General features: G+C 64.5%; 19 protein-coding genes. 5 read left to right on the top strand and 14 right to left on the bottom strand.

The window, feature by feature from the left end; all coding sequences use genetic code 11:
* Positions 1 to 64: 64 nt before the first annotated feature.
* The gene (locus tag ACFPWW_RS24920; RefSeq protein ID WP_112705117.1) at positions 65 to 1,357 is read right to left on the bottom strand and encodes a CynX/NimT family MFS transporter; all 1,293 of its coding nucleotides are present in this window, start codon (positions 1,355 to 1,357) and stop codon (positions 65 to 67) included.
* Entirely contained in the window at positions 1,354 to 2,031 is a 678-nt protein-coding gene (locus ACFPWW_RS24915; protein WP_112565268.1) for a FadR/GntR family transcriptional regulator, read from the bottom strand. The genes ACFPWW_RS24920 and ACFPWW_RS24915 overlap by 4 nt, the downstream gene beginning before the upstream one ends.
* Positions 2,032 to 2,577: 546 nt before the next feature.
* On the opposite strand from ACFPWW_RS24915, the gene ACFPWW_RS24910 reads away from it, so the two are divergent.
* On the top strand, positions 2,578 to 3,390 hold the full coding sequence (locus ACFPWW_RS24910; protein WP_112565270.1) for a class II glutamine amidotransferase: 813 nt from the start codon (positions 2,578 to 2,580) through the stop codon (positions 3,388 to 3,390).
* On the opposite strand, the gene coaBC is transcribed toward ACFPWW_RS24910, so the two are convergent.
* Both coaBC and ACFPWW_RS24900 read right to left on the bottom strand, forming a co-directional pair.
* The gene (coaBC, locus tag ACFPWW_RS24905; RefSeq protein ID WP_377313651.1) at positions 3,377 to 4,588 is read right to left on the bottom strand and encodes a bifunctional phosphopantothenoylcysteine decarboxylase/phosphopantothenate--cysteine ligase CoaBC; all 1,212 of its coding nucleotides are present in this window, start codon (positions 4,586 to 4,588) and stop codon (positions 3,377 to 3,379) included. The two genes, ACFPWW_RS24910 and coaBC, sit on opposite strands and share 14 nt — an antisense overlap.
* 72 nt (positions 4,589 to 4,660) lie before the next feature.
* Positions 4,661 to 5,581 (bottom strand): DMT family transporter, encoded by a 921-nt coding sequence (locus tag ACFPWW_RS24900; RefSeq protein ID WP_113412552.1) that lies wholly within the window; start codon positions 5,579 to 5,581, stop codon positions 4,661 to 4,663.
* Positions 5,582 to 5,829: 248 nt separating this feature from the next.
* On the opposite strand from ACFPWW_RS24900, the gene ACFPWW_RS24895 reads away from it, so the two are divergent.
* Positions 5,830 to 6,693, top strand: coding sequence for an NmrA family NAD(P)-binding protein (locus ACFPWW_RS24895; protein WP_377313649.1), 864 nt, complete (start codon positions 5,830 to 5,832; stop codon positions 6,691 to 6,693).
* A 45-nt stretch (positions 6,694 to 6,738) separates the two neighbouring features.
* On the opposite strand, the gene ACFPWW_RS24890 is transcribed toward ACFPWW_RS24895, so the two are convergent.
* Positions 6,739 to 7,503 carry an SDR family oxidoreductase gene (locus tag ACFPWW_RS24890; protein ID WP_112753979.1) on the bottom strand — a complete coding sequence of 255 codons (765 nt, stop codon included), beginning with the start codon at positions 7,501 to 7,503 and terminating at the stop codon, positions 6,739 to 6,741.
* A gap of 143 nt (positions 7,504 to 7,646) precedes the next feature.
* Here ACFPWW_RS24890 and ACFPWW_RS24885 point away from each other — a divergent pair, with 143 nt between their 5' ends.
* A complete protein-coding gene (locus ACFPWW_RS24885) occupies positions 7,647 to 8,552 on the top strand; it encodes a LysR family transcriptional regulator (RefSeq protein ID WP_377313647.1) in 906 nt (301 codons plus the stop codon).
* Here the strand turns inward: ACFPWW_RS24885 and ACFPWW_RS24880 are convergent.
* Positions 8,549 to 9,424, bottom strand: a complete 876-nt coding sequence (locus ACFPWW_RS24880) for a LysR family transcriptional regulator (protein ID WP_112755369.1) — start codon at positions 9,422 to 9,424, stop codon at positions 8,549 to 8,551. The two genes, ACFPWW_RS24885 and ACFPWW_RS24880, sit on opposite strands and share 4 nt — an antisense overlap.
* A gap of 91 nt (positions 9,425 to 9,515) precedes the next feature.
* Here ACFPWW_RS24880 and ACFPWW_RS24875 point away from each other — a divergent pair, with 91 nt between their 5' ends.
* Positions 9,516 to 10,766: an MFS transporter gene (locus ACFPWW_RS24875; protein ID WP_377313645.1), complete on the top strand. Its 1,251-nt coding sequence runs from the start codon at positions 9,516 to 9,518 to the stop codon at positions 10,764 to 10,766.
* A gap of 58 nt (positions 10,767 to 10,824) precedes the next feature.
* On the top strand, positions 10,825 to 11,226 hold the full coding sequence (locus ACFPWW_RS24870) for a GFA family protein (protein ID WP_377313643.1): 402 nt from the start codon (positions 10,825 to 10,827) through the stop codon (positions 11,224 to 11,226).
* A 9-nt stretch (positions 11,227 to 11,235) separates the two neighbouring features.
* Here ACFPWW_RS24870 and ACFPWW_RS24865 read toward each other — a convergent pair whose 3' ends face one another.
* The 8 genes from ACFPWW_RS24865 to ubiE all read right to left on the bottom strand — a co-directional run bounded on the left by ACFPWW_RS24865 (position 11,236) and on the right by ubiE (position 21,117).
* Positions 11,236 to 12,897 carry a urocanate hydratase gene (locus tag ACFPWW_RS24865; protein WP_377313641.1) on the bottom strand — a complete coding sequence of 554 codons (1,662 nt, stop codon included), beginning with the start codon at positions 12,895 to 12,897 and terminating at the stop codon, positions 11,236 to 11,238.
* 47 nt (positions 12,898 to 12,944) lie between these two features.
* Positions 12,945 to 13,274 (bottom strand): TfoX/Sxy family protein, encoded by a 330-nt coding sequence (locus ACFPWW_RS24860; protein WP_377313639.1) that lies wholly within the window; start codon positions 13,272 to 13,274, stop codon positions 12,945 to 12,947.
* A gap of 3 nt (positions 13,275 to 13,277) precedes the next feature.
* A complete protein-coding gene (locus ACFPWW_RS24855; protein ID WP_377313637.1) occupies positions 13,278 to 14,375 on the bottom strand; it encodes a DUF917 domain-containing protein in 1,098 nt (365 codons plus the stop codon).
* A 70-nt stretch (positions 14,376 to 14,445) separates the two neighbouring features.
* Positions 14,446 to 15,693 carry a Zn-dependent hydrolase gene (locus ACFPWW_RS24850; RefSeq protein WP_377313635.1) on the bottom strand — a complete coding sequence of 416 codons (1,248 nt, stop codon included), beginning with the start codon at positions 15,691 to 15,693 and terminating at the stop codon, positions 14,446 to 14,448.
* The gene (locus tag ACFPWW_RS24845; protein ID WP_377313633.1) at positions 15,690 to 17,057 is read right to left on the bottom strand and encodes a dihydroorotase; all 1,368 of its coding nucleotides are present in this window, start codon (positions 17,055 to 17,057) and stop codon (positions 15,690 to 15,692) included. The genes ACFPWW_RS24850 and ACFPWW_RS24845 overlap by 4 nt, the downstream gene beginning before the upstream one ends.
* 28 nt (positions 17,058 to 17,085) lie before the next feature.
* Complete coding sequence (locus tag ACFPWW_RS24840; RefSeq protein WP_112565295.1) at positions 17,086 to 18,669, bottom strand: aromatic amino acid lyase; 1,584 nt, start codon at positions 18,667 to 18,669, stop codon at positions 17,086 to 17,088.
* 91 nt (positions 18,670 to 18,760) lie between these two features.
* Positions 18,761 to 20,335, bottom strand: a complete 1,575-nt coding sequence (ubiB, locus tag ACFPWW_RS24835; RefSeq protein ID WP_112705106.1) for a 2-polyprenylphenol 6-hydroxylase — start codon at positions 20,333 to 20,335, stop codon at positions 18,761 to 18,763.
* A 5-nt stretch (positions 20,336 to 20,340) separates the two neighbouring features.
* The gene (ubiE, locus tag ACFPWW_RS24830) at positions 20,341 to 21,117 is read right to left on the bottom strand and encodes a bifunctional demethylmenaquinone methyltransferase/2-methoxy-6-polyprenyl-1,4-benzoquinol methylase UbiE (RefSeq protein WP_113412544.1); all 777 of its coding nucleotides are present in this window, start codon (positions 21,115 to 21,117) and stop codon (positions 20,341 to 20,343) included.
* Between the last annotated feature and the right edge of the window lie 48 nt (positions 21,118 to 21,165).

Here is a 21,165-nt window from a genome sequence, read left to right as displayed (position 1 = left end):
ATAGGGTAGCAGCCGCCTGCCTTCGATGGAGATCAAGAGATGGTGATGCGCAAGTGAGCCCGGCTCATTCGCCCTTCTCGATGGTGCGGGCGTTCACGTACAGGGCACGGCCGGCCCGCCAGCCGTTGAAGGCCGCGCCAAGTCCGAGCGCGACGAAAAGCACCGCGCACCAGGCGAAACTGCCCGTCCAGCCGCGGATCAGGCCGACGATGAACGGGCCGATGGCGGCGAGCAGGTAGCCCACGCATTGCGCCATGCCGGAAAGATGAGCGGCGACATGCGGATCGCGCGAACGCAGCACGATGGTCGTCATCGCCGCGGCAATCAGCCCGCCCTGACCGATACCCTGCAGCACGGCCCAGAGCCAGACCGTGGAAAGGGGTGCAAAGAGCAGACCGAGAAGCGCGATGACGGCGACGGCGCAGAGCGTGGCGTTGATGAGGCGCTGATCCCTGCCGCGTACCGCGACATGCGGCACGACGAGACAGGCGGCGGCCTGCACCATGACGGAGACCGAAACGATGCCGCCGGCCACGACGCCGTCGAGACCGCGTTCGCGCAGGATCGGCACCAGCCAGCCAAAGACACAATAGGCAAGCGCCGATTGCAGGCCCATGAACAGCGTGACCTGCCAGGCGAGCCTGTCGCGCCACAGGCCCTCGACACGGAAGCCGCTGTGCCGCGCCTGTTGGCTGCTTGCAAAGACCTGCGGCAGCCAGACCAGCCCGACAACGAGGGCAGGCAGCGCCCAGACGGCGAGTGCGCCTTCCAGCGAGCCGCCGAGCGCATGTTCGATCGGCAGTGTCAGGCCGGCGGCGCCGGCAGCGCCCGCGCAGAGCGCCATCGTGTAGAGGCCGGTCATCAGAGCCGCGTTCGCGGCGAAGTCGCGCTTCACCAGTCCGGGCAGCAACACGTTGCCGACGGCGATCGCAGCACCGGCAAGCGCCGTGCCGAAAAACAGCAGCGGGATGAAGGAAAGGCCGCGCAGCGCCGTGCCGAGCGTCAAGAGCAGGAGCACGCCCAGCAGCGTCCGCTCGGAACCGATGCGCTGGGCGAGCCGCGGAGCAAGCGGCGAGAAGGCGCCGAGGCAAACGACGGGCAGGGTGGTCAGCAGACTGGCGCCGAGCGGTGACAGGCCGAGTTCGGCCCGGATCTCCGGCAGCAGGGCGGAAGCGCTGGAAAACACCGGCCGCAGGTTGAAGGCGATCAGCACGAGGCTTGCACCGAGCAGGAAGCGCGCGGCAGCGCCCTGCTTCCGCGGCGGCAGAGGTAAAGGCACGCTGTCGATTTCGGCATCGATCATCGTCTCGTCGATCGCGTCGAACGAGTGCGTGGCATCCTGTATGGGTATCGTCATGAAAGAAGCATCCGGTCGAGAGCGGAAAGGATGGGTGCCATGAAGCCGCGCACCGCAGCATCGGCCTTTTCGGGGCTGCCGGTCTCGATGGCGTCGACGATCGCCTGATGCGCCTGCATGTCAGGCTCGGGAATCGCCTTGTCGAGTGTGGCGGCAATGGTTTGTGCGATCGAGACGGAGAAGAAATCGTAGATCTCGATCATCGCCCGGTTGCCGGAGGCGGCGATGACCGCCTTGTGGAAGGCAAGGTCGCGTTCGATGAAGCCTGCCGGGTCGCCGCCTTCGTAATTGCCGCGTTCGGCAAGCAAGGCGCGAAGTTTGGCGATGGTGTCCGGCGTTTTGCGGACGGCCGCAAGCCGCGCGCCTTCGACATCGAGCGCGCAGCGCGCCTCGAACTGATCTCTGAGGCTGGCGCGGCGCGCCATGGTGAGCGGCCGGCTGCTGTCGGCGGTCGAAAGCACATAGGTGCCCGAGCCCTGCCGCGTTTCCAGCAGGCCCTGCGCGACGAGAACGCGCACGGCCTCGCGCACCGTGCCGCGGCTGACCGAGAGCATGGCCGAAAGCGTGGCCTCGTTCGGCAGCTTCTCGCCGATGGCCCAGCGCTTGGCCAGGATTTCGCTGCGGATCGCCTCGATGGCCGTGTCGGCGAGATTGGTTTTGCTGAGGGGTTGCATGGCTCTATTCATAAAGTCATCGGATGACTTTATGAATAGAGCCATTTCTGCCGATCGTCAACGCGTGAAGGCGGCATTAAAAAAGGGCCGCTCTCGCGACCCTTTCCATGAGGTTTGGCCTGTAACCGGCCGGACCGTCTGATGCGGTCCCAGGAAGGTGGGGTTTAGAGCGAGGGCTGCCTCGCTTTCATCACCACTTCCATGCCCGTTACGAGGTCCGAAAACTCATTAGACATTGGATCACCTTCCTTTCGTTACGTTGATAATGATCTAAAGGTAGGCCGTTTCCCCTGAGATGCAAGAAAAAATCGCATGGCTGTTTTTTAGCCGGCGTCTGACCAAATCGTTCAATTGCCTGGTTTTCTGCCGCGGTGATCACGCAAATCCCTATCGTTTTTGCGGAAAGTGATCTTGAGCATCGTCAAGAATTCGTCATCTTCGCCTTGCAAATCGGGTGGCTGTTAAGTCGTTATTAGCCGTAGCGTCAGACAATCGAAGACGTTTTCAGCATTCCTGCCGCAGCAGGCGGCGGGCCGGAGCAAGAGCATGTGTCGCTGGGCAGCCTATCGCGGAGAACCCCTCTACCTGGAGGAGCTGGTATCCTCGCCCGCCCATTCCCTGATCGAGCAGTCCCATTGCGCCACCCGCGCCAAGACGGCAACGAACGGCGACGGCTTCGGCATCGCCTGGTATGGCGACCGGCCGGAACCCGGCCGCTACCGCGATATTCTGCCGGCCTGGTCCGATTGCAACCTCAAGAGCTTGGCGCGACAGATCCGCTCGCCGCTCTTCCTCGCCCATGTGCGGGCCGCGACCGGCGGCGGTACGCGGCGTGACAATTGCCATCCTTTCACGCATGAAACCTGGTCCTTCATGCACAACGGACAGATTTCCGGCTTCGAGCGCCTGCGCCGGCCGATGGAGTCCATGCTCGGCGACGACCTGTTCAACGCCCGCAGCGGCACGACGGATTCCGAGCTCATGTTCCTGCTCGCCCTCCAGTTCGGCCTGCGGGACGCACCGATTGCCGCGATCGCCGAGACGATTGCCTTCGTCGAAGGTCTGGCGGAGAAAATTCTCGGTTCCGTGCTGCTGCGTTTCACGGCCGCCTTCTCGGACGGCAAGTCCCTCTATGCGATCCGCTATGCCACCGACCGCCGGGCGCCGACGCTCTATGCCTCGCCGTTGGCCAAGGGATATTGCCTCGTTTCCGAGCCGCTGAACGATGATGGCGATGCCTGGCAGGAAATCCCTGACGGCAGTGCGGTGACTGTCAGCGCCGACGGCCTCGAGATTGCCGCGTTCCAGCCGGAAAAACGTCCGGCCGCGAGGCCGGAGCCAGTTTCTATCCTCGCATAAGCTGCTCGGCGATCAGCGCCGCCAGTCGCTCGGCGACCTCGTCCTTGGAAAGATCGGGCCACTGCTCGATGCCGTCGCGGCGGATGAGCTTCACGCTGTTGCGCGTGCCCCCCATGATGCCGGTTGATGGCGAGACGTCATTGGCAACGATGAGGTCGGCGCCCTTGCGCTCCAGTTTCACCCTGGCATTGGCCTCGACGTCCTGCGTCTCCGCCGCAAAGCCGATCACCAGCGTCGGCCGCGTCGTGTGATGGCCGACGGTCTTGAGGATATCGGGGTTCTCCGTCAGCGCCAGTGTCGGGATGGATTCGCCGGGATGCTTCTTGATTTTCTGGTCGGCAGCCGAGGCGACACGCCAGTCGGCGACCGCTGCCACCATCACCGCGACATCGGCGGGAAGGGCGGCCAGTACGGCGTCGCGCATCTCTTCGGCCCGTTCGACATGCACCATCCTGACGCCGACGGGATCGGGGATCGTTACCGGACCGGACACCAGCGTCACATTGGCGCCAAGCCGCGCAAGGGCGCTCGCAATGGCGTGTCCCTGCCGGCCGGAGGAGCGGTTGGCAATGTAGCGCACCGGATCGATCGGCTCATGGGTCGGGCCTGACGTGACGATTGCCCGCTTGCCGGCAAGCGGCTTCGGGCCGTCGTCGAGCAGCGCTTCGGCCGCCGCCACAATGTCGATCGGTTCGGCCATGCGGCCGGTGCCGGCTTCGCCGCTTTCCGCCATCTCGCCGGCCATGGGGCCGATGAAGCGGATGCCATCGCGTCGCAACGTTTCGACATTGCGTTTCGTTGCCGGATGCGCCCACATTTTCGGGTTCATCGCGGGGGCGGCAAGCACCGTGCGGTCCGTGGCGAGCAGTACGGTGGAAGCCAGGTCGTCGGCAAGGCCATGCGCCATCTTCGCCATCAGGTCGGCGGTAGCCGGCGCGATCAGCACCAGATCGCAATCCCGTGCCAGCCGGATATGGCCGACATCCTGCTCGTCCTGCCGGGAGAAGAGATCCGTGAAGACGTGCTCGGCCGCAAGGGCGCCGACGGTAAGCGGAGTGACGAATTCCTGCGCCCCCTTTGTCATGACCGGGCGCACGGAAGCACCGCGTTCGCGCAGGCGGCGGATCAGATCGAGGCTCTTATAGGCCGCGATGCCGCCCGAGATGAGGAGGAGGATGCGTTTGCCGCTGAGAGCCATGGTCTTTCCCGTCGCTTCTTCTGACCGAGAAGGACCCTAAGCCTTTGGCGGAAAACATGCAATCGCCGGCATTCAGGTCGCCTTGACCCGCCTCGGCGTGAAGATCGCGATCGCCATGCCGACGCCGGCCAGCTGCAGGATCGCACCGCCGGCTTCGGGCACGGTCGGCATGCGCTGCTCGAACAGGAAGCCGTAGAAAAGGCCGAAGACGGTCTCCGCCACGATAAGCTGAGCGGCGAGCGCCAGCGGCAGAAGGCGCGCGGCAATCATCCAGGAGAGCGTGGCAAGCCAGGAGCCGGCAATACCCATCACCGCCACCCAGAGGACGAAATGAAAGGTCTCTTCGCCGGTGAAGCTGATATTTTCCCAGATCGAGGTGAAGGGCAGGAGGATGACGGCGCCGATGCCGGCGCCGATCCCCTGCAGGGCAGTCCAGTGCATGGCGCTCGGAGCCTCCGCAGACTGCATGACGGCCGCGCTGATGAGGCCGTAGACAACCCACAGCGCCAGCCCGATCAGCGCGGCGGCGATGCCGAGCAGGATGCCGGTCTGGTCGCCGGCGGGCGTGGTGGCGAAGATCGAGACATTCACCCAGCCGATGCCGGCGGCAATCAGGATCAGCGGCAGCGCCAGCGCGCTCCATCCGATCGAGCGGTCCTTGAAATTGGCGATGATGGCAAGCAGCACCGGCATCGTGCCGATGACGAGCGGCGGAATGGCCGTGCCCGCATAGCGCACGGCATAGGAAATGCTCATGAAATAACCGACATAGCCGAAGCCGCCGAGGGCGATGCCGGTCAGGAGCAGCGAGCGCCGCAAGCCCACCGGGCGGAAGCGCGGATTGACCATCAGGATCAGGCTGACGGCGGCAAAGAGCCCGTAGCGCGCGACCGTCAGATCGATCGTCGTATAGGGCACGACGACGCGCGGGGCGACGAAGCTGAGCCCCCACAGCGCGCAGGTGGCGAGACCGCAGAGGATGCCGATCAGCATGTGATGCTCCGAAGAGATGAGCCGCGCTCCGGCAGGAAGGGGATGGGAGCGGCTGCGAAAGGATGTTGCCTAGCCCGATATGCCCTATCGGCCGCCGACACAAGGGCCTCTCTGCGACATGGCCGGGGCGGCTTTGGAATAAAGAGTGCTATTGTTGCCTTGAGATCATCAATCAAGTGACCAAAGCGCACTTCAGTCAAAGATACCGCGGCGACATAGTGGGGCCGATCAACAAAGGAGTTGCCTCAATGTTTGCTGTAACCGGAGTGACGGGCCAGGTCGGCGCGGCCGTTGCCGATCATCTGCTGAAGGATGGTGCCGAGGTCCGTGCCGTCGTCAGAAATCCTGAAAAGGCCGCCGGCTGGAAAGCGCGTGGCTGCGAGATCGCCGTCGCCGACATGTTCGACGCCGCATCGCTGACCGCCGCCTTCACGGACGCGGATGCCGTCTTCCTCGTCATCCCGCCGCTTTTCGACCCGACGCCCGGCTTTCCTGAAGTGAAGGACATGCTGGCGACGCTGAAGACCGCGCTCGAGACGGCACGGCCTGGAAAACTGGTCTGCCTGTCGACGGTCGGCGCCCAGGCGAGCCAGCCGAACCTCCTGAGCCAGCTCGGCATCGTCGAGAAAGAGCTTGCCGCTCTTTCTATCCCGGTGGCTTTCCTGCGCGCCGCCTGGTTCATGGAGAACGCTGCCTGGGATGTGGCGCCGGCGCGCGAAAGCGGTGTGATACCGAGTTTCCTGCAGCCGCTCGACCGCGCCGTGCCGATGGTTGCCGTTGACGATATCGGCGCGCTCGGCGCGCAGATGCTGCGCAAGGACTGGCAGGGGGTACGCGCGGTCGAGCTGGAAGCGCCGGAGCGCATCAGTCCGGCCATGATTGCCGCCGCCTTCGCCAGGGCGCTCGGCACGGAGGTGAAAGCCGAGGTCGTGCCGCGGGAACGTTGGGAAGAGCTGTTCCGTGCCCAGGGCATGAAGAACCCGCAACCCCGCATGCGCATGCTCGACGGTTTCAACGAAGGCTGGATCGAATTCGAGGGCGGTCGCGAGAAATCGCTGAAAGGCACGACGACAATCGAGACGGCAATCCGCCGCCTCGTTGCGGGCGCGTGAATGCGAGGGCCGCGGTCAGTGAGCGGCGGCCCTACGCGCGTAGCTTCAGGTGCGCGTGATCGAAATGCCGCCGTCGACCAGTAAGGCCGTGCCCGTGACGAAGCTTGCATCGTCGGATGCGAGATAGAGCACGGAGCGCGCAAGTTCTTCCGGGGTCGCGACACGCTTCAGCGCATGCAGGTTCGTGATGAAGGCCTGCTTGTCCGGCGTGTCGTTCATTTCGCGATACATGTCCGTATCGACGGCACCCGGCAGGACGGCATTGACGCGGATGTTCTGCGGACCGTATTCGGCCGCGAGCGCTTGGGTGAGCCCGATGAGACCGGACTTGCTGGCGGCATAGGCGGCCACGCCCGGGAAGGAAAAACTGTAGCCGACAAAGGTCGAGGTGAAGATCACCGAGCCGCTGCCATGCCTGGCCATCTCGGCGATCTGATGTTTGGCGGCAAGGAAGGAGGCCGTCAGGTTGATCGCCAGCGTGTCGGCAAAACCCGTTTCCGAAACGTCCGTGCTCGGGCCAGCCTCGCCGATCGTGCCGGCATTGTTGAAGGCGATGTCGAGCTTGCCGTAATGTTCAACGGCGGCCGCGACCAGCGCCTTGTGATAGTCTTCCGAGCGGACGTCGCCGGCAACGGCAACGGCATCACCGCCGGCAGCCCTGATTTCGGCGACCAGGCTATCGAGTTCGGCCTGGCGGCGGGCGCCGACGACGACCTTGGCGCCTTCGGCGGCGAAAAGCCTGGCGGTCACGCGACCGATGCCCGAGCTTGCGCCGGTGACGATTGCGACCTTGTTGGACAGACGGTTCATTGTTTCATCTCCTCGATCTGGGTTGGATCGGCCTTGCCGGCCGGTTTCGATGAGGGGGAAGATGGCATTGTTCTTTCGTTCGGATTAGTGTCCTGATTGCGGAGCTCGAATTCGGAAAAGCCGAACGATGATGAAGCCAGGCCATGATGAAGATTGAGGGGATTGCGGCTTTCGTCGCCGTGGTGAAGGCCGGTTCGGTCAGCGAGGCCGCCCGGCGGCTGCGGCTGTCGAAATCCGTCGTCAGCGAAAGGCTGGCGGAGCTGGAAAAGACGCTGGGTGCCATGCTCGTCCATCGCACCACGCGCAAGCTTACGCTGACGGAGGATGGAGCCGCCTTTCTGGAGCGCGCCGGGCGCATCGTCCGCGAGATGGAGGATGCGCAGGCCGATATGGCCGAGCGTCGCGGCACGCTCTCCGGTCCGTTGCGTATCGCCGCTCCCGTTACCTTTGGCCGCCTGCATCTCGGCCCCGCCCTCTATCCGTTTTTGAAGGCGCATCCGCAAATCGCGCTGACGCTCGATATGGATGACCGGCGTGTCGATCCGGCCTCGGACGGTTACGATGCCATCATCCGCCATGGCGCCATTGCCGATACTCGGCTTGTTGCCTGGAAGCTTGCCCGCAGCCGGCGGCTGCTCGTGGCGTCGCCCGACTATATCGAGCGGCACGGCAAACCCGGCTCCCTGTCCGATCTCAACGGTCATCGCGGCATCTTCTATACCAATCGCGGTGTCGCCGACTGGCGCTTCCAGGCGCAGGAGGGCACGGTCATCATCCGGGCGAAGCTGGGTCTCGGTATCAACAACGGCGACATGCTGCATGACGCGGCGATCGAAGGCCTCGGCATCGCGCTTCTGCCGACCTTCATCGCCGGTCCCGCCATTCGCGACGGCCGCCTCGTCGAGATCGATGTCGGCGCCAGGCCGGAGCCCGAATTCATCTACATGGCCCATCCCGAAGGCCGAAATCCTTCCGCCAAGCTGCGCGCCATCGCCGACCATCTGAAAAAGACGTTCGGCGACCCGCCCTATTGGGATCCGGAGGGTTAGTTCAGAAGATCCATGAGATTCTCGGTCACGGGAGAGCGCTGGCTGCGCAGCACGGCAAGCGCCAGACGCGCCACCGCCGGCGGTCCCTGGATCGGCCGGTAGGCGACGCCGGCGAGCTTGATCTGCGAAATCGAGGCCGGCACGATCGAGACGCCGAGATCGGCGGCGACGAGATTGACGACCGAGGAGATCTGCGGCGCCTCCTGCGCGACCGTCAGCTCGAAGCCCGCCTCGCGGCAGGCGCGCACCACGTCGTCATAGAGGCTGAGGCCGACGAGACGCGGGAAGAGGATGAAAGGTTCCTTCGCCAGCGAGGCGAGTGGCAGCGTCTTCTGCCTTGCCAGCGCATGGCTGGCCGGAAGCGCAACCACCATCGGCTCGTCGGGCAGGCGCTTCAGCCTGATGCCATCGGGATCGTCAAGGCCGGGCCGCATGAAGGTCGCGTCCAGCTCCCCGCGCTCCAGCTTCTGCACCAGCCCGAGCGTATTCATCTCCGTCAGCGACAACAGCACATCCGGCCAGCGGGCCTGAAAGCGGCGGATCGTCGTACTGACGATCGGGTTGAAGGCGGAAGAGGCTGTAAAGCCGAGCGACAGCCGGCCGGTCTCTCCGCGATTGGCGCTCTGCGCCGCCAGCCGCGCCTTCTCCGCCGCCGCAAGCGACGCTTTCGCTTCAGGCAGGAAGGCCGCGCCGGCTGCCGTCAGCTCCGCCCCGTGCGGCACGCGATGGAAAAGCATCGCTCCGATTTCTGTCTCCAGATCACGGATCTGCTGGCTGAGCGGCGGCTGGCCGATGCCGAGGCGCGCGGCCGCCCGCGTGAAATTGCCTTCTTCGGCCACCGCCAGAAAATATCGCAGATGCCGCAGCTCCATCGCCATCTCCAAAACCTATCAGGATCGCCAGTTTCATATATTGGACAAATGGAGCCGTCCTGACTAGATCGGAGGCAGGAAGGAATTGAAAATGTCCGACTCCGCGATCCAGGACGTTGCCGGCCTGCCGGCGACCGACAAAAGACAGCCCGAAGACTATCTGACGCGCGGCAGTGGCGCCTATCGGCGCGCCAGCCTCGCCCTCTTCCTTTCAGGTTTTGCCACCTTCTCGCTGCTCTATTGCGTGCAGCCGCTCCTGCCGATCTTTTCACGGGAGTTCGCCGTCAGTCCCGCCGAAAGTTCGCTGGCTTTGTCGCTCTCTACCGGTTTTCTGGCGATCGCCATCGTCTGCGCCGCCGCCGTTTCGGAAGGGCTCGGCCGCCGCAGCCTCATGTCGATCTCGCTGGTCGGTGCGGCCGTATTGACGATTGCCACCGCCTTTGCGCCGAATTGGCATCTGCTGCTGGTCATTCGCGCGCTGCAGGGCTTCGTGCTCGGCGGCGTTCCGGCCGTCGCCATGGCCTATCTCGCGGAGGAAATCGACCCGCGCGGCCTCGGCGCCACGATGGGCCTCTATGTCGGGGGCACGGCCTTCGGCGGCATGTCAGGCCGGGTTCTGACGGGCATCTTCGCCGAATATCTCTCCTGGCGGCCGGCTTTGTTCCTGATCGGCGCCATCGGTCTTGCGGCCGCGATCGGTTTTATCGCGCTCCTGCCGCCGTCGCGCAACTTCGCCCGCCGCGCCGGCTTCGATCCGCGGTTTCACCTGAAGGCATGGATGGGGCATCTCGGCAACCCGGCGCTGCCCTTCATCTTCGCCATCGCCTTTTTTGCGATGGGCTCCTTCGTGACGATCTATAATTATGCCGGCTTCCGCCTCGTGGCGCCCCCTTACGAACTGAACCAGACCGAACTCGGCCTGATCTTCACCGTCTACCTGTTCGGCATCGGCGCTTCCTCGGTTGGCGGCCTTCTGGGAGACCGGCTCGGCCATTTCACCGTGCTCCTCGCCGGCATCGTCATCACCGCCACAGGCGGCGCGCTGACGCTCTTTGCCTCGCTGCCGCTCATCATCCTCGGTATCGTCGTGCTGACCAGCGGCTTCTTCATGACGCATTCGGTGGCAAGCGGCCTCGTCGGCAGGCTCGCGCACGGCACCAAGGGGCACGCCTCCTCGCTCTATATGCTCGCCTATTATATCGGCTCCAGCGTCATGGGCTCCGCCGGCGGCTGGTTCTGGGCGATGGAGGGGTGGTCGGCGGTGGTGATCTTCACGCTGGCCATGATGACGCTCGCTCTCCTGTCCGCGTTGACCGCGCGCCGCCTCGCCCGCCGCCCTTGACTTCTCGCCTCCGTCGATTAATTTAACCGATGAGTTAAATAAGAGCCGGAGGACCGTCGTGAAAAAGACCTACCATGGAAGCTGCCATTGCGGCGCCGTTGCCTACGAGGCCGGGCTTGATCTTTCGGCGGGCACATTCAAGTGCAACTGCTCCATCTGCCGCAAGAAACGCAGCTGGCTCGCGGTCGTCCAGCCGCAGGATTTCAGGCTGCTGTCGGGCAGGGACGGGTTGCGCGAATATCTGTTCGGCTCCGGCTCCATCCATCATCTTTTCTGCGAGAGCTGCGGCGTGGCTTCCTTTGCACGCAACGACAACGAGACGATCGGCCCCTTCATCGCCGTCGCCGTCAATTGCCTCGACGACGCCAGCGCGGAGGAGCTTGCCGCAGCTCCCGTCGCCTATTCTGACGGCATGCATGATCGGTATGACGCCGCACCTGCCGAAACGCGGCATCTGTGACGGCGGCCCTCAGCCAAGCCGGATATAGGGCACGTCCTTCTTCGCCACCTCGTCCAGCGCCTCGTCATAACCGGCGTCGGCATAACGCATGACGCCGAGCGCCGTATCGTTGGTCAGCGCATGGTCGAGCCGTTCGTCGGCGGCCTCAGAGCCATCGGCAACGACGGTGACGCCGCAGCTCGTCATGTAGCCGGCATAACCGCCGCCGCCGGAATGGACGACCACGAGATCGGCCATCGAGGAGCAGAGCATCATCGCATCGAGGAGCGGCCAGTCGGCAATGGCGTCGGAACCGTCCTTCATGCGCTCCGTCATGATGTTCGGATGCGCCATCGCGCCGGCATCGAGATGGTCGCGCGAAAAAGCGACCGGACCCTTGAGCTCGCCATTGGCGACCAGTTCGTTGACCCGCCGCGCCAGCGCCGTGCGCTCGCCATGGCCGAGCCAGGCAATGCGCGCCGGCAGCCCCTCGAAGGGAATATGCTCGCGCGCCAGCCGGATCCAGTTGGTGATGATCTTGTTGTCGGGGAACATGTCCATGAGCAGGTCGTCGATGCGGGCGATATCGCTCTCCTCGCCCGAGAGCGCCATCCACCGGAACGGGCCGATGGCGCGGGCAAAGAGCGGGCGCAGATAGGCTTCGGTGAAAATCGGAATGTCGAAGGCATTGGCAACGCCGCCCTCGCGGGCCTGGGTGCGGATGAGATTGCCGTTGTCGAAGACCTCGGAGCCCCGTTTCTGGAATTCCAGCATCGCGGTAACATGCTCGACGATCGAGGCGCGGCTGGCAGCCATCAGCTGGCCCTGGCCGTCGTCGCGCAGGCCCTTCACCTGATCGATGCTCATGCCCTTCGGCACATAGCCATAGACGAGGTCATGCGCCGAGGTCTGGTCGGTGACGACATCGGGCACGATGCCGCGCCGGACAATTTCCGGATAGACCTCGGCCGCATTGCCGACGAGACCGACGGAGAGCGCCCGCTTTTCCTTGACCGCGGCATCGATCATCGCCAATGCGCTGTCGAGGTCAGGCGCGATCTCCTGCAGGTAGCCGATCTGCTGGCGTTTGCGCGCGCGTTCCGGATCGATATCGACGCAAAGGATCGCCGCACCCGCCATCCGTCCCGCCAGCGGCTGCGCCCCACCCATGCCGCCGAGCCCCGCCGTCAGCACGAAACGGCCGGAGAGATCGCCGCCGAACCGACGCTCGGCAATGCGCATGAAGATCTCATAGGTGCCCTGGATGACACCCTGGCTGCCGATATATTGCCAGGCGCCGGCCGTCAGTCCGCCCCAGCAGATCAGGCCCTTGCGCTGCAGCTCGTAGAACACTTCGGCCTTCGCCCATTGCCCGACGATATTGCAGTTCGCCATGATGACGAGCGGTGCCTTGGCATGGGTCTTCACGAGACCGATCGGCTTGCCGGACTGGATGATGAGCGTCTGGTCCTCGTCCATTTCGGTCAACGCCGTGACGATGCCGCGATGCGCCGCCCAGTTGCGCGCCGCCTTGCCGAGGGCGGCGTAGACGACGAGATTGTCGGGGTCCTCGCCGACCGAGAGCACGTTTTCCAGAAGCCGCAGCAGCGCTTCCTGCCGCCAGCCCCTGGCGCGCAGCTCCGGCCCGCCGGGAATGGGAAATTTCGGATGGCGTGGATTGGCCTTGGGCATCTTGGGTTCCTCGTCGTTTTGTCATCGGCGCAGGCGCACCGGTTCATTCACTTGGCCGGCATCGGTCCCACATAGGCGAGTGCGGCATCGATGAGCCGCCGCCGCAGGGCATCGTCGCCATAGACATCGGCATTGGCCCGCACCCAGCCATGCATGATCCGCTCGCCCGACAGCATCTGGATCACGCCCGGCGGCGCCAGCGCCCAGCCGTCATTGCCCTTGCCGAGACGCAGCAGCATGCCGTCATGGCGTGCGCAGCAGAGCAGGTTGCCGTTGAGCATGAAGGCCCAGCCGCCGAACATGGATTTTTCGCCGAGGCCCGGCCGGTCGCCGAGTTCCTCGCGCATCAGCTCTTCCAGGCCGCGATCGCGCGCCATGGTTCAGGCCCTCGCCTCCAGTGCATAGCGTGCTATCTCGATGCCCATTGCCTTTTCGACAGGTGGATAGACGGTCGGATCGAGCACGCTGGCCGAGAGCGGTATGATCTGCTTCGGCACGTGCAGGATGAAGACATGCATGCCGCCCTTGAGCTGGCCGACGGACAGCGGCTCTCCCTCTTCGGAAAGCGTGGTGATGACGGCCGGGAAGGTCGCGACCCGCGTGCCGTCGGCATCGTCGACCGCCATATATTCGTTCATCACATGCAGGGTGACGGCCTTGTCGCCGGCGCCGACAGTGATCGTGCCGATATCGAAAGCTTCCTTGGTATAGACCACATCCTTCTTCGTGATCGTACCTTCGGCCAGGATATGGCCGCCTGTCGTCTTGCAGATCGCGTCGATAACGGCCGATCCGCCTCTTTTCTCGGCTTCGATGATCGCCTCGCCGAGCTTCAGGGCCATCGAAATGCCGCCGAGCGCGGCGTTCCTGCGGACATAGGAGGCGCGCAGCGGATTGCGGCAGCTGGCAATGAAGCCGCCGGACTGGTCGGCCGCTGCCCGCAGCACCGGCGAGATCTTCGCCGTCGCACCCTTCACGACCAGCTCGATATAGCGGTTCTCGGCGCGATTGCCGCCGACCGCCGTCTGGATCATCTGTTCCGGCGAACCGGCCATGCCGATCGAGCCCATGTCGCCGGTCGGATGGGCGCGGATATCGCCGACCGCATCGACCACCTTGGTGCCGAGGATCGCCGAAGGCAGCCAGCCGTTCAGCGTCGAGGACTTGCCGTTCTGGCCGATGATGAGGCCGGAGAGCCTGTCGCCGAGCGCCTCCTGCAGCAGCTGCACGGCCTTCACATAGTCGATGCCCTGCATTTCCCAGGGTGTGGTGGAGGCCGGCGCGCCGATCGCCGCCGCTGTCGCGATCCAGTCGTCGTCGCCAAGCTCATCGATGGAGACGAGCTCCGGCTTGCCGACATTGACGGCGGCATAGCCGAGCATACGGCCGTGATCGGCCCAGCCGCCGCCGCCGGCGGCATAGACGGAGCCGCCCTTGACGGCGGCTTCCACGTCCTTCTCAACCAGTATGCGTCCCATCGCCCTTCTCCTTCCTCTGCATGATCCCGAAAAGTGTGCAGCGCTTTTCGGAGGAGTTCATGCGGCCAACCTAAACTCTCTTGTCCATCTCGCGCACCGCCTCGAAAAGCACGGCGGCGCCGAGCGCTATGTCGTCATTCTCGGCCCATTCATCCGGCGAATGGCTGCGGCCTTCCTTGCAGGGCACGAAGATCATCGCGGCCGGCGCCACGCGGGCGATCCAGGCGGTATCGTGGCCGGCGCCGGACGCCATGAAACGGTGTTTGGCGCCGACCGCCTCGCAGGCCCGCTCCAGCGTCTGGAGCAGTCCCTTGTCGCTCGGTGTCGGGAAATTGTCGGAGATGCGGTTCAACGGCGCGATCGTCACGCCGAAGGCCAGGGCGAGCATTTCCGCGTGTCCATCCAGCCAATGGCAGAAGGCTTCCATATCGGCGCGGATTTCGGCACGTCCGTCGACCAGCAGCACGACACGCGACGGCACGACATTGGCCGCGTTCGGCTCGATGCGGAACTCGCCGACCGTGGCCGCAAAATGGCCGGGCGTCTTGGCAAGCTCGCTTGCGGCATTGCGGATATCGAGCACCAGCTGCGAAGCGGCGACCAGCGCATCGGAGCGTGAATCCATCGGTGTGGTGCCGGCATGATCGGCGCGGCCCTCGATCGTGATTTCGATACGGGTAATGCCCGATATCGCGGTGACGATGCCGATATCCTTGCGCTCGTTTTCAAGCACCGGACCCTGCTCGATATGCAGTTCCAGAAAACCGGCAATATCGGGCCTGTTATCGTGCACCAGCACACCCGGCGATCCGCCGACCTCCGATATCGCTTCGCCAAGCTCGCGGCCGTCGACGGTGCGGGAGAGCCATGCCTGCGGCAATTGTCCCGTCATGCCGCGGCTGCCGATGCAGGAAACGCCGAAAATGCTGACCTCCTCGGCCAGGAAATCGACGATTTCCAGATCGTGGTCGAGGTGGATTTCCTGTTCGCGCAGCGACCGCGCAACTTCGAGGGCCGCGGCAATGCCGGCAATGCCGTCGAAGCGTCCGCCGTCGGGCACCGTGTCGGAATGCGAGCCGAGCATGATGATGCCGCTGCCCGGTTTTGCGCCCGCGCGCCGGCCGATCAGATTGCCCGACGCATCGATGCGGGTCTCCAGGCCGATCGCCTGCATGCGCGCCTCCAGATAGGCGCGGCCTTCGAGGAAGAGCGGCGAAAACGCCCGCCGCGTCCAGGGATGGCCGGGCTCGGTAATGGCCGAGAGCGCTTCGATATCGGCGGATATCCGGCCGGGATTGACGGGCAGGTTGCGGCTCATGCCAGCACCTGTCGCGCAAGCGGGCGCACGAAGCGGCCGGCGCCGGGCGCGGCCAGCACTCGTGCCCCTTCGGTGATCTTGTCTCCGCGCAGCCAGACGGCCGAAACCGTCCAAGGCAGGCGGATGCCGTTATAGGGGCTCCAGCCGACGACATTGTTGCCGCTGGCCGAAGCGTCATAGACCGTCTCCTTCGGCTCCAGCACGACGATATCGGCATCCTTGCCGGGTGTGAGCGCGCCCTTGATATGGTCGAGGCGGAAATGCTTAGCCGGATTGTCCGCCATCAGCTTCGCCGCCCAGGTCAGCGGAATGCCACGTTCCAGGGCGCCTTTGACGAAAAGCGGCACCATGACTTCGAGACCGGGTACGCCCGATGCATTGGCCAGCATGTCCGGATTGGTCTTGCGGTTTTCCGACCAGCTGACGTGATCGGTCGAGACCAGCCAGACATTGCCTTCCGCAACCTTGCGCCACAGCGTCTCGACTTCGGCGCGCGGGCGCACCGGCGGATTGATCTTCGCCTTGCCGCCAAGGCGTTTCACATCGTTTTCCTCGTCGAGCGTCAGGTAATGGATGCAGCATTCGACGGTCGCTTCGAAGCCGTCGCGGCGGTAGGCCCGTGCGATGTCGTAGCCGCGCCCGAGCGAGCAATGCACCACATGGGACGGGCAGCCGGTATTGGCGCCGGTTTCGAAGATCGTGTGCATGGCAAGCAGTTCGGTGATCGGCGGGCGCGACAGGCCGTGGGCGCGCCAATCGGTTACGCCGCTCGCCTTCACCTGCTCCATATAGGTGCGGACCGCCTCGTCATCCTCGTTGTGCACGCCGGCCGTCAGTCCTGTCGGCGCAATCGCCGCAAAGCAGGCGTCGAGCAGGGCGGGCGGGATGCGCGGGAAGCGCTTGGGGTCGGTCCCGAAGGTCGAGAATTTGAAGGCGGCCACACCTGCCTCCACCATTTCGGCGATGCGCGCCGCGCCTTCCTGGGGATCGACGGTGCCGTAGAGCGCAAAATCGACCCGCGCCTGCGGGCCGGCATGATCGACCTTCCGCTTCACGGCTGCGGCCGAGCAGACGAGATTGCCTTCGTCATAGGGCATATCGACGATGGTGGTGACACCGCCGGCAGCGGCCGAGCGCGTGGACCAGATGAAATCCTCTTGGTCCTTCTGCGAAAGCGAATGAACCTGCGCATCGATCGCGCCCGGCAGGATCAGCGCCTTGCCGAGCAGATGCCGTTCCCTGGCCGCCGGCGGCGCACCGATGCCGATCTCCGCGATCTTTCCGTCACGAACGGCGACGTAGCCGCCTTCGACGATACGCTCCGGCAGCACCACCGTGCCCTGCAGGACGAGATCGAAATCCATGCCGCTTCTCCCTCGGTAAGTCAGAAACTCAGATGACGACGCTTTCCTGCGTCAGCCGATCCTCGACGCGCTCCAGCGAACCGAGCGCGAAGAAATCGTCGAAGGAGGCGATCGGCACCTGCTCGATCAGCCTGGAGAGAAACTCATCCGAGCCGAGTTCCTCCTCGATTGCCTCAACCTCGGCCGAAAGCGGCCGGTCGACCGTGTAGAAGGCCGCATGCTTGCGAACGACCGCATAGAGCATGCCGGCCACACCCTTCGGCGTATCGCCGATAATATCGATCGCCTGTGCCGAAAGCAGGGCCTCAAGGGCCGCCAGTCGCTTCAGCGCCCGCATCTGCCGGTCGAACCGTTCGATGACGAGCGGCAGGAAGGCCGCCTCGTCCTCAAGGCCGGCCGCAACGACCAGCGACTGCGCCGAAACCGGGTTCGACATGGAGAGCACGCGTGAGAAGATCTCGCCGGCAAGCTTGATGATCGGGCCGAAGCCGGTGGCGATGCGGCCGGGCGGCACAAGGTTGACCGGCAGATCGCGCCGCTGGCCGTTGCCGAGCAGGACGCAGCGGTTGAAGGCATTGCGTGCCGCATGCGCCATGCACAGCGCCGCCGATTCCAGCAGGATCGTCACGTCGAGGGGCAGCGAGCCGCCTGACGTCATCACGCGGCCCTCGACGACGACGGGATTGTCGTCGGAGCGGCCGGTGGCGGCCAGGATCTTGTGGCCGGTGGACAGCAGGTTCTCGATGACGGCGCCGAAGACCTGGGCGATCATGCGCAGGCTGAGCGCATCCTGAACGTGGGTGGCGACCGGCCATTCCCATTCGTCCGACGCGTTGCAGAGCCAGGAGCCGATCAGCGCTTCGCGCGCCGTACCGACATGGCGCACGGCCCGCCAGGGATCGCGCGATGCGCCAAGCGCGCCGGAGGCCATCATGCCGGTTGCCAGCAGCACGCGGATCGAGGCGGCGGCATTGCGCGTCGTCTCGGCGGCGGCGGCAAAGCTCACGGCGTTGACGCTGAGCGAGGCGAGGCTGTCGCGCGGCGCCATCTTCACCGGTTCCATGCCGGCCGCCCGGAAAGCCTCCGCCGCCTGCATCCGCTCGCCGCGATAGATCGCCTCGCCGACACCGGTCAGAACGGCGCCGATCTGGCCCATTAGGCCGATATCGGCGCAGCCGATGGAACCGGTGCGCCGCACGACCGGAATAAGATCCGCCTTCAGCATGCGCATATAGGCGTCGATCAGATCCGGCGTGCAGCCGACCTGGCCGGTCAGCGCCGTGTTGACGCGCATCGCCATCGCATTGCGCACGACATTGCAGGAAAAGGGCGTGCCGGTGCCGAAATGATGCGCACGCACGAGGCCGAGGTTGAAAGCGTCGAGATCTTCAGGCGACCATTCGACATCCTTCATGGCGCCGACACCGGTGGTCGAGCCGTAAACCGGCATGCCGGCTTCGATGGCATCTTCGACGATCGTGCGCGCGATCTTCACACGCTGCATGCCGATTTCGGAGGCTGAGATCCCGACCTTGCCGGAGCCGATCCGGACCATCTCGGCAAAGCTTAAGGGCTGGCCGCTAAGTTCGATTCCGGGACGTTCGTGCTTCATGTGCTCATCTCCATGGAGGCGAGACTAAGCGAGCCTCACGTCTGGCGGGATATCCCAAATGCCGAACACATCATGCTTTTGGTGCGTCTCGTCAGCTCACTACCCAGGCAATATAGAGAAGGGTGAGCGCGATGATCCAGAGGGCCACTTTGGCCGAGCGGTTGTGGCGTGCTTCCGACTTGCCGATCGCTTCCGCCGTCTGCTCGTCGAAGCGCAGCCCGTGTTCGCTCATATGCACAAGCTGATGGTGGAACCTCTCCGTCTGGGCGGCGATTTCGGGCGCTGCCTCGGCAAGTTTCACCGCCGCTTTCAGCCCGTCCTTGAGATCGGTGACGATGCGTTTGGGGCCGAGATTGTTCTTGATCCAGTCGCCGACGACGGGCTCGGACGCCTTCCACATGTTGAAGCGCGGATTGAGCATGCGCGAGACGCCTTCGACGACGACCATGGTCTTCTGCAGCATCACAAGCTCGGGCCGCGTCTGCATGTCGAAGAGTTCGGTCACTTCGAACAGCAGCGTCAAGAGCTTGCCCATGGAAATCGTCTCGGCCGGCTGCCCGTGGATCGGCTCGCCGATCGCCCGGATCGCCTGGGCAAAGCTCTCGGTATTGTGGTGGCCGGGCACATAACCCGCCTCGAAATGCACCTCCGCCACCCGGATATAGTCACGGGTGATGAAGCCGTAGAGGATCTCGGCAAGGAAGCGCCGTTCCTTCTTTCCAAGACGCCCGACGATGCCCATGTCGACAGCGACGATCATGCCCTCGGCGTCGACGAAGAGATTGCCCGGATGCATGTCCGCATGGAAGAAGCCGTCGCGCAGCGTGTGGCGCAGAAACGACTGTATCAGCGTATCGGCAAGCTGGTTGAGGTCGTGGCCGGCGGCGCGCAGGCCCTCGACGTCTGACATTTTGACGCCGTCGATCCACTCCATGGTGATGACGTCGCGGCCGGTGCGCTCCCAGTCCACTTTCGGCACGCGGAAGCCGGGGTCCTTTTCGGTATTCTCGGCAATCTCCGAAAGTGCCGCGGCCTCCAGGCGCAGGTCCATCTCCACCTTGGTCGTCTGCTCCAGCGTCCTCGTCACCTCGACCGGCCGCAGGCGCCGGCTCGCCGGCATGAAGCGTTCCTGCATATGGGCAACGAGATACATCGCCTCGATATCATGGGCAAAGCGCGCCCGCACACCCGGCCGCACGACCTTGACGGCAACCCTCTTGCGTCCCTGCGGCGTATCGACCTCGGCCGGATGCACCTGCGCGATGGAAGCTGCCGCAATCGGATCGCCGAAGCTTGCATAGAGATCCGTGATCGGCCGCCCGAGCGATCCCTCGATATTGGCCTTGGCGGCGGCAGCCGGAAAGAAGGCCATCCGGTCCTGAAGCTGCGACAGGTCGTCGGCGAATTCGACGCCGACGACGTCGGGGCGTGTCGCCAGGAACTGACCGATCTTCACATAGGATGGCCCCAGCCGCTCGACGGCCTTCGCCAGCCGGTCGCTGCGCTTCTGATGTTTGCTGCGATTGCGCGCAAAGATGCCGACGAAGGATTTTGCAAGACTGACGGAGGGCGGCAGCCCTTCTGAAGGCAGCGCCGAAATGACGCCTTCGCGCACCAGGATCCAGCCGACCCTCACGAGCCTGAAATATGCCCCGAAAGCACTCATGCGGATCAGAGCTTCCAGCCGGAATGCAGCGCCGCTATGCCGCCGGTATAGTTGGTGTAGCTGACGCGCGAGAAGCCGGCGGTGCGGATCATCGCCGCGAAATTCTCCTGGTTCGGGAATTTGCGGATCGATTCCACGAGATACTGGTAGGGCTCGGCATCGCCGGTGATCGCCTTGCCGAACTTCGGAATGGCGTTGAAGGACCAGGCATCGTAGACCTTGTCGAGAAGCGGCAGCTCCACTTCCGAAAATTCCAGAACGAGCAGCCGGCCGCCGCGCTTCAGCACACGGTAGGCTTCCGACAGCGCGACCTCGATCCGCGGCACGTTGCGGATGCCGAAGGCGATCGTATAGGCGTCGAAACTGCCGGCCTCGAAAGGAAGGTCCTCGGCATTCGCCTCGACGAAAGTGAGATTGTCCGAAAGCTTCTTCTTGCTGGCCCGCTCTGCGCCGACGGCGAGCATCGAGCCGTTGATATCAAGTACCGTCGCATGCGCCTGGCGGTTGGAGGCTTCGACGATGCGGAAGGCGATATCGCCCGTGCCGCCGGCAACGTCGAGCACCTTGTAGCCCGGCTCCTTGCGCGGGTTCAGTGCTGCGATCATCGCGTCTTTCCAGGCGCGGTGCATGCCCATGGACATGACGTCGTTCATGATGTCGTAGCGCTTGGCGACCTTGTGGAAGACCTCGTTGACGAGGCCCTGCTTCTCACCGGTCGGCACCTCGCGGAAGCCGTAGGACGTTTCCATGCCGCCATCGGCGGAAGTCCGGCTGTCTGACATCAAGCTACTCCGTTCACATCAAGAATTCGGCGCGGCGACCATAGCGAA

The organism is Rhizobium sp. GCM10022189, assembly GCF_042656325.1.
In the GTDB taxonomy this organism is placed as follows: domain Bacteria; phylum Pseudomonadota; class Alphaproteobacteria; order Rhizobiales; family Rhizobiaceae; genus Rhizobium.
Note: the sequence above shows the minus strand (reverse complement) of the source record. Positions and strands in the feature narration are given on the sequence as shown.

What these genes read in the sequence shown, in the direction of transcription:
- ACFPWW_RS24920 (WP_112705117.1), bottom strand. Translation starts at nt 1,357, where the DNA reads ATGACGATACCCATACAGGATGCCACGCACTCGTTCGACGCGATCGAC.
- ACFPWW_RS24915 (WP_112565268.1), bottom strand. Translation starts at nt 2,031, where the DNA reads ATGCAACCCCTCAGCAAAACCAATCTCGCCGACACGGCCATCGAGGCG.
- ACFPWW_RS24910 (WP_112565270.1), top strand. Translation starts at nt 2,578, where the DNA reads ATGTGTCGCTGGGCAGCCTATCGCGGAGAACCCCTCTACCTGGAGGAG.
- coaBC (WP_377313651.1), bottom strand. Translation starts at nt 4,588, where the DNA reads ATGGCTCTCAGCGGCAAACGCATCCTCCTCCTCATCTCGGGCGGCATC.
- ACFPWW_RS24900 (WP_113412552.1), bottom strand. Translation starts at nt 5,581, where the DNA reads ATGCTGATCGGCATCCTCTGCGGTCTCGCCACCTGCGCGCTGTGGGGG.
- ACFPWW_RS24895 (WP_377313649.1), top strand. Translation starts at nt 5,830, where the DNA reads ATGTTTGCTGTAACCGGAGTGACGGGCCAGGTCGGCGCGGCCGTTGCC.
- ACFPWW_RS24890 (WP_112753979.1), bottom strand. Translation starts at nt 7,503, where the DNA reads ATGAACCGTCTGTCCAACAAGGTCGCAATCGTCACCGGCGCAAGCTCG.
- ACFPWW_RS24885 (WP_377313647.1), top strand. Translation starts at nt 7,647, where the DNA reads ATGATGAAGATTGAGGGGATTGCGGCTTTCGTCGCCGTGGTGAAGGCC.
- ACFPWW_RS24880 (WP_112755369.1), bottom strand. Translation starts at nt 9,424, where the DNA reads ATGGAGCTGCGGCATCTGCGATATTTTCTGGCGGTGGCCGAAGAAGGC.
- ACFPWW_RS24875 (WP_377313645.1), top strand. Translation starts at nt 9,516, where the DNA reads ATGTCCGACTCCGCGATCCAGGACGTTGCCGGCCTGCCGGCGACCGAC.
- ACFPWW_RS24865 (WP_377313641.1), bottom strand. Translation starts at nt 12,897, where the DNA reads ATGCCCAAGGCCAATCCACGCCATCCGAAATTTCCCATTCCCGGCGGG.
- ACFPWW_RS24860 (WP_377313639.1), bottom strand. Translation starts at nt 13,274, where the DNA reads ATGGCGCGCGATCGCGGCCTGGAAGAGCTGATGCGCGAGGAACTCGGC.
- ACFPWW_RS24855 (WP_377313637.1), bottom strand. Translation starts at nt 14,375, where the DNA reads ATGGGACGCATACTGGTTGAGAAGGACGTGGAAGCCGCCGTCAAGGGC.
- ACFPWW_RS24850 (WP_377313635.1), bottom strand. Translation starts at nt 15,693, where the DNA reads ATGAGCCGCAACCTGCCCGTCAATCCCGGCCGGATATCCGCCGATATC.
- ACFPWW_RS24845 (WP_377313633.1), bottom strand. Translation starts at nt 17,057, where the DNA reads ATGGATTTCGATCTCGTCCTGCAGGGCACGGTGGTGCTGCCGGAGCGT.
- ACFPWW_RS24840 (WP_112565295.1), bottom strand. Translation starts at nt 18,669, where the DNA reads ATGAAGCACGAACGTCCCGGAATCGAACTTAGCGGCCAGCCCTTAAGC.
- ubiB (WP_112705106.1), bottom strand. Translation starts at nt 20,335, where the DNA reads ATGAGTGCTTTCGGGGCATATTTCAGGCTCGTGAGGGTCGGCTGGATC.
- ubiE (WP_113412544.1), bottom strand. Translation starts at nt 21,117, where the DNA reads ATGTCAGACAGCCGGACTTCCGCCGATGGCGGCATGGAAACGTCCTAC.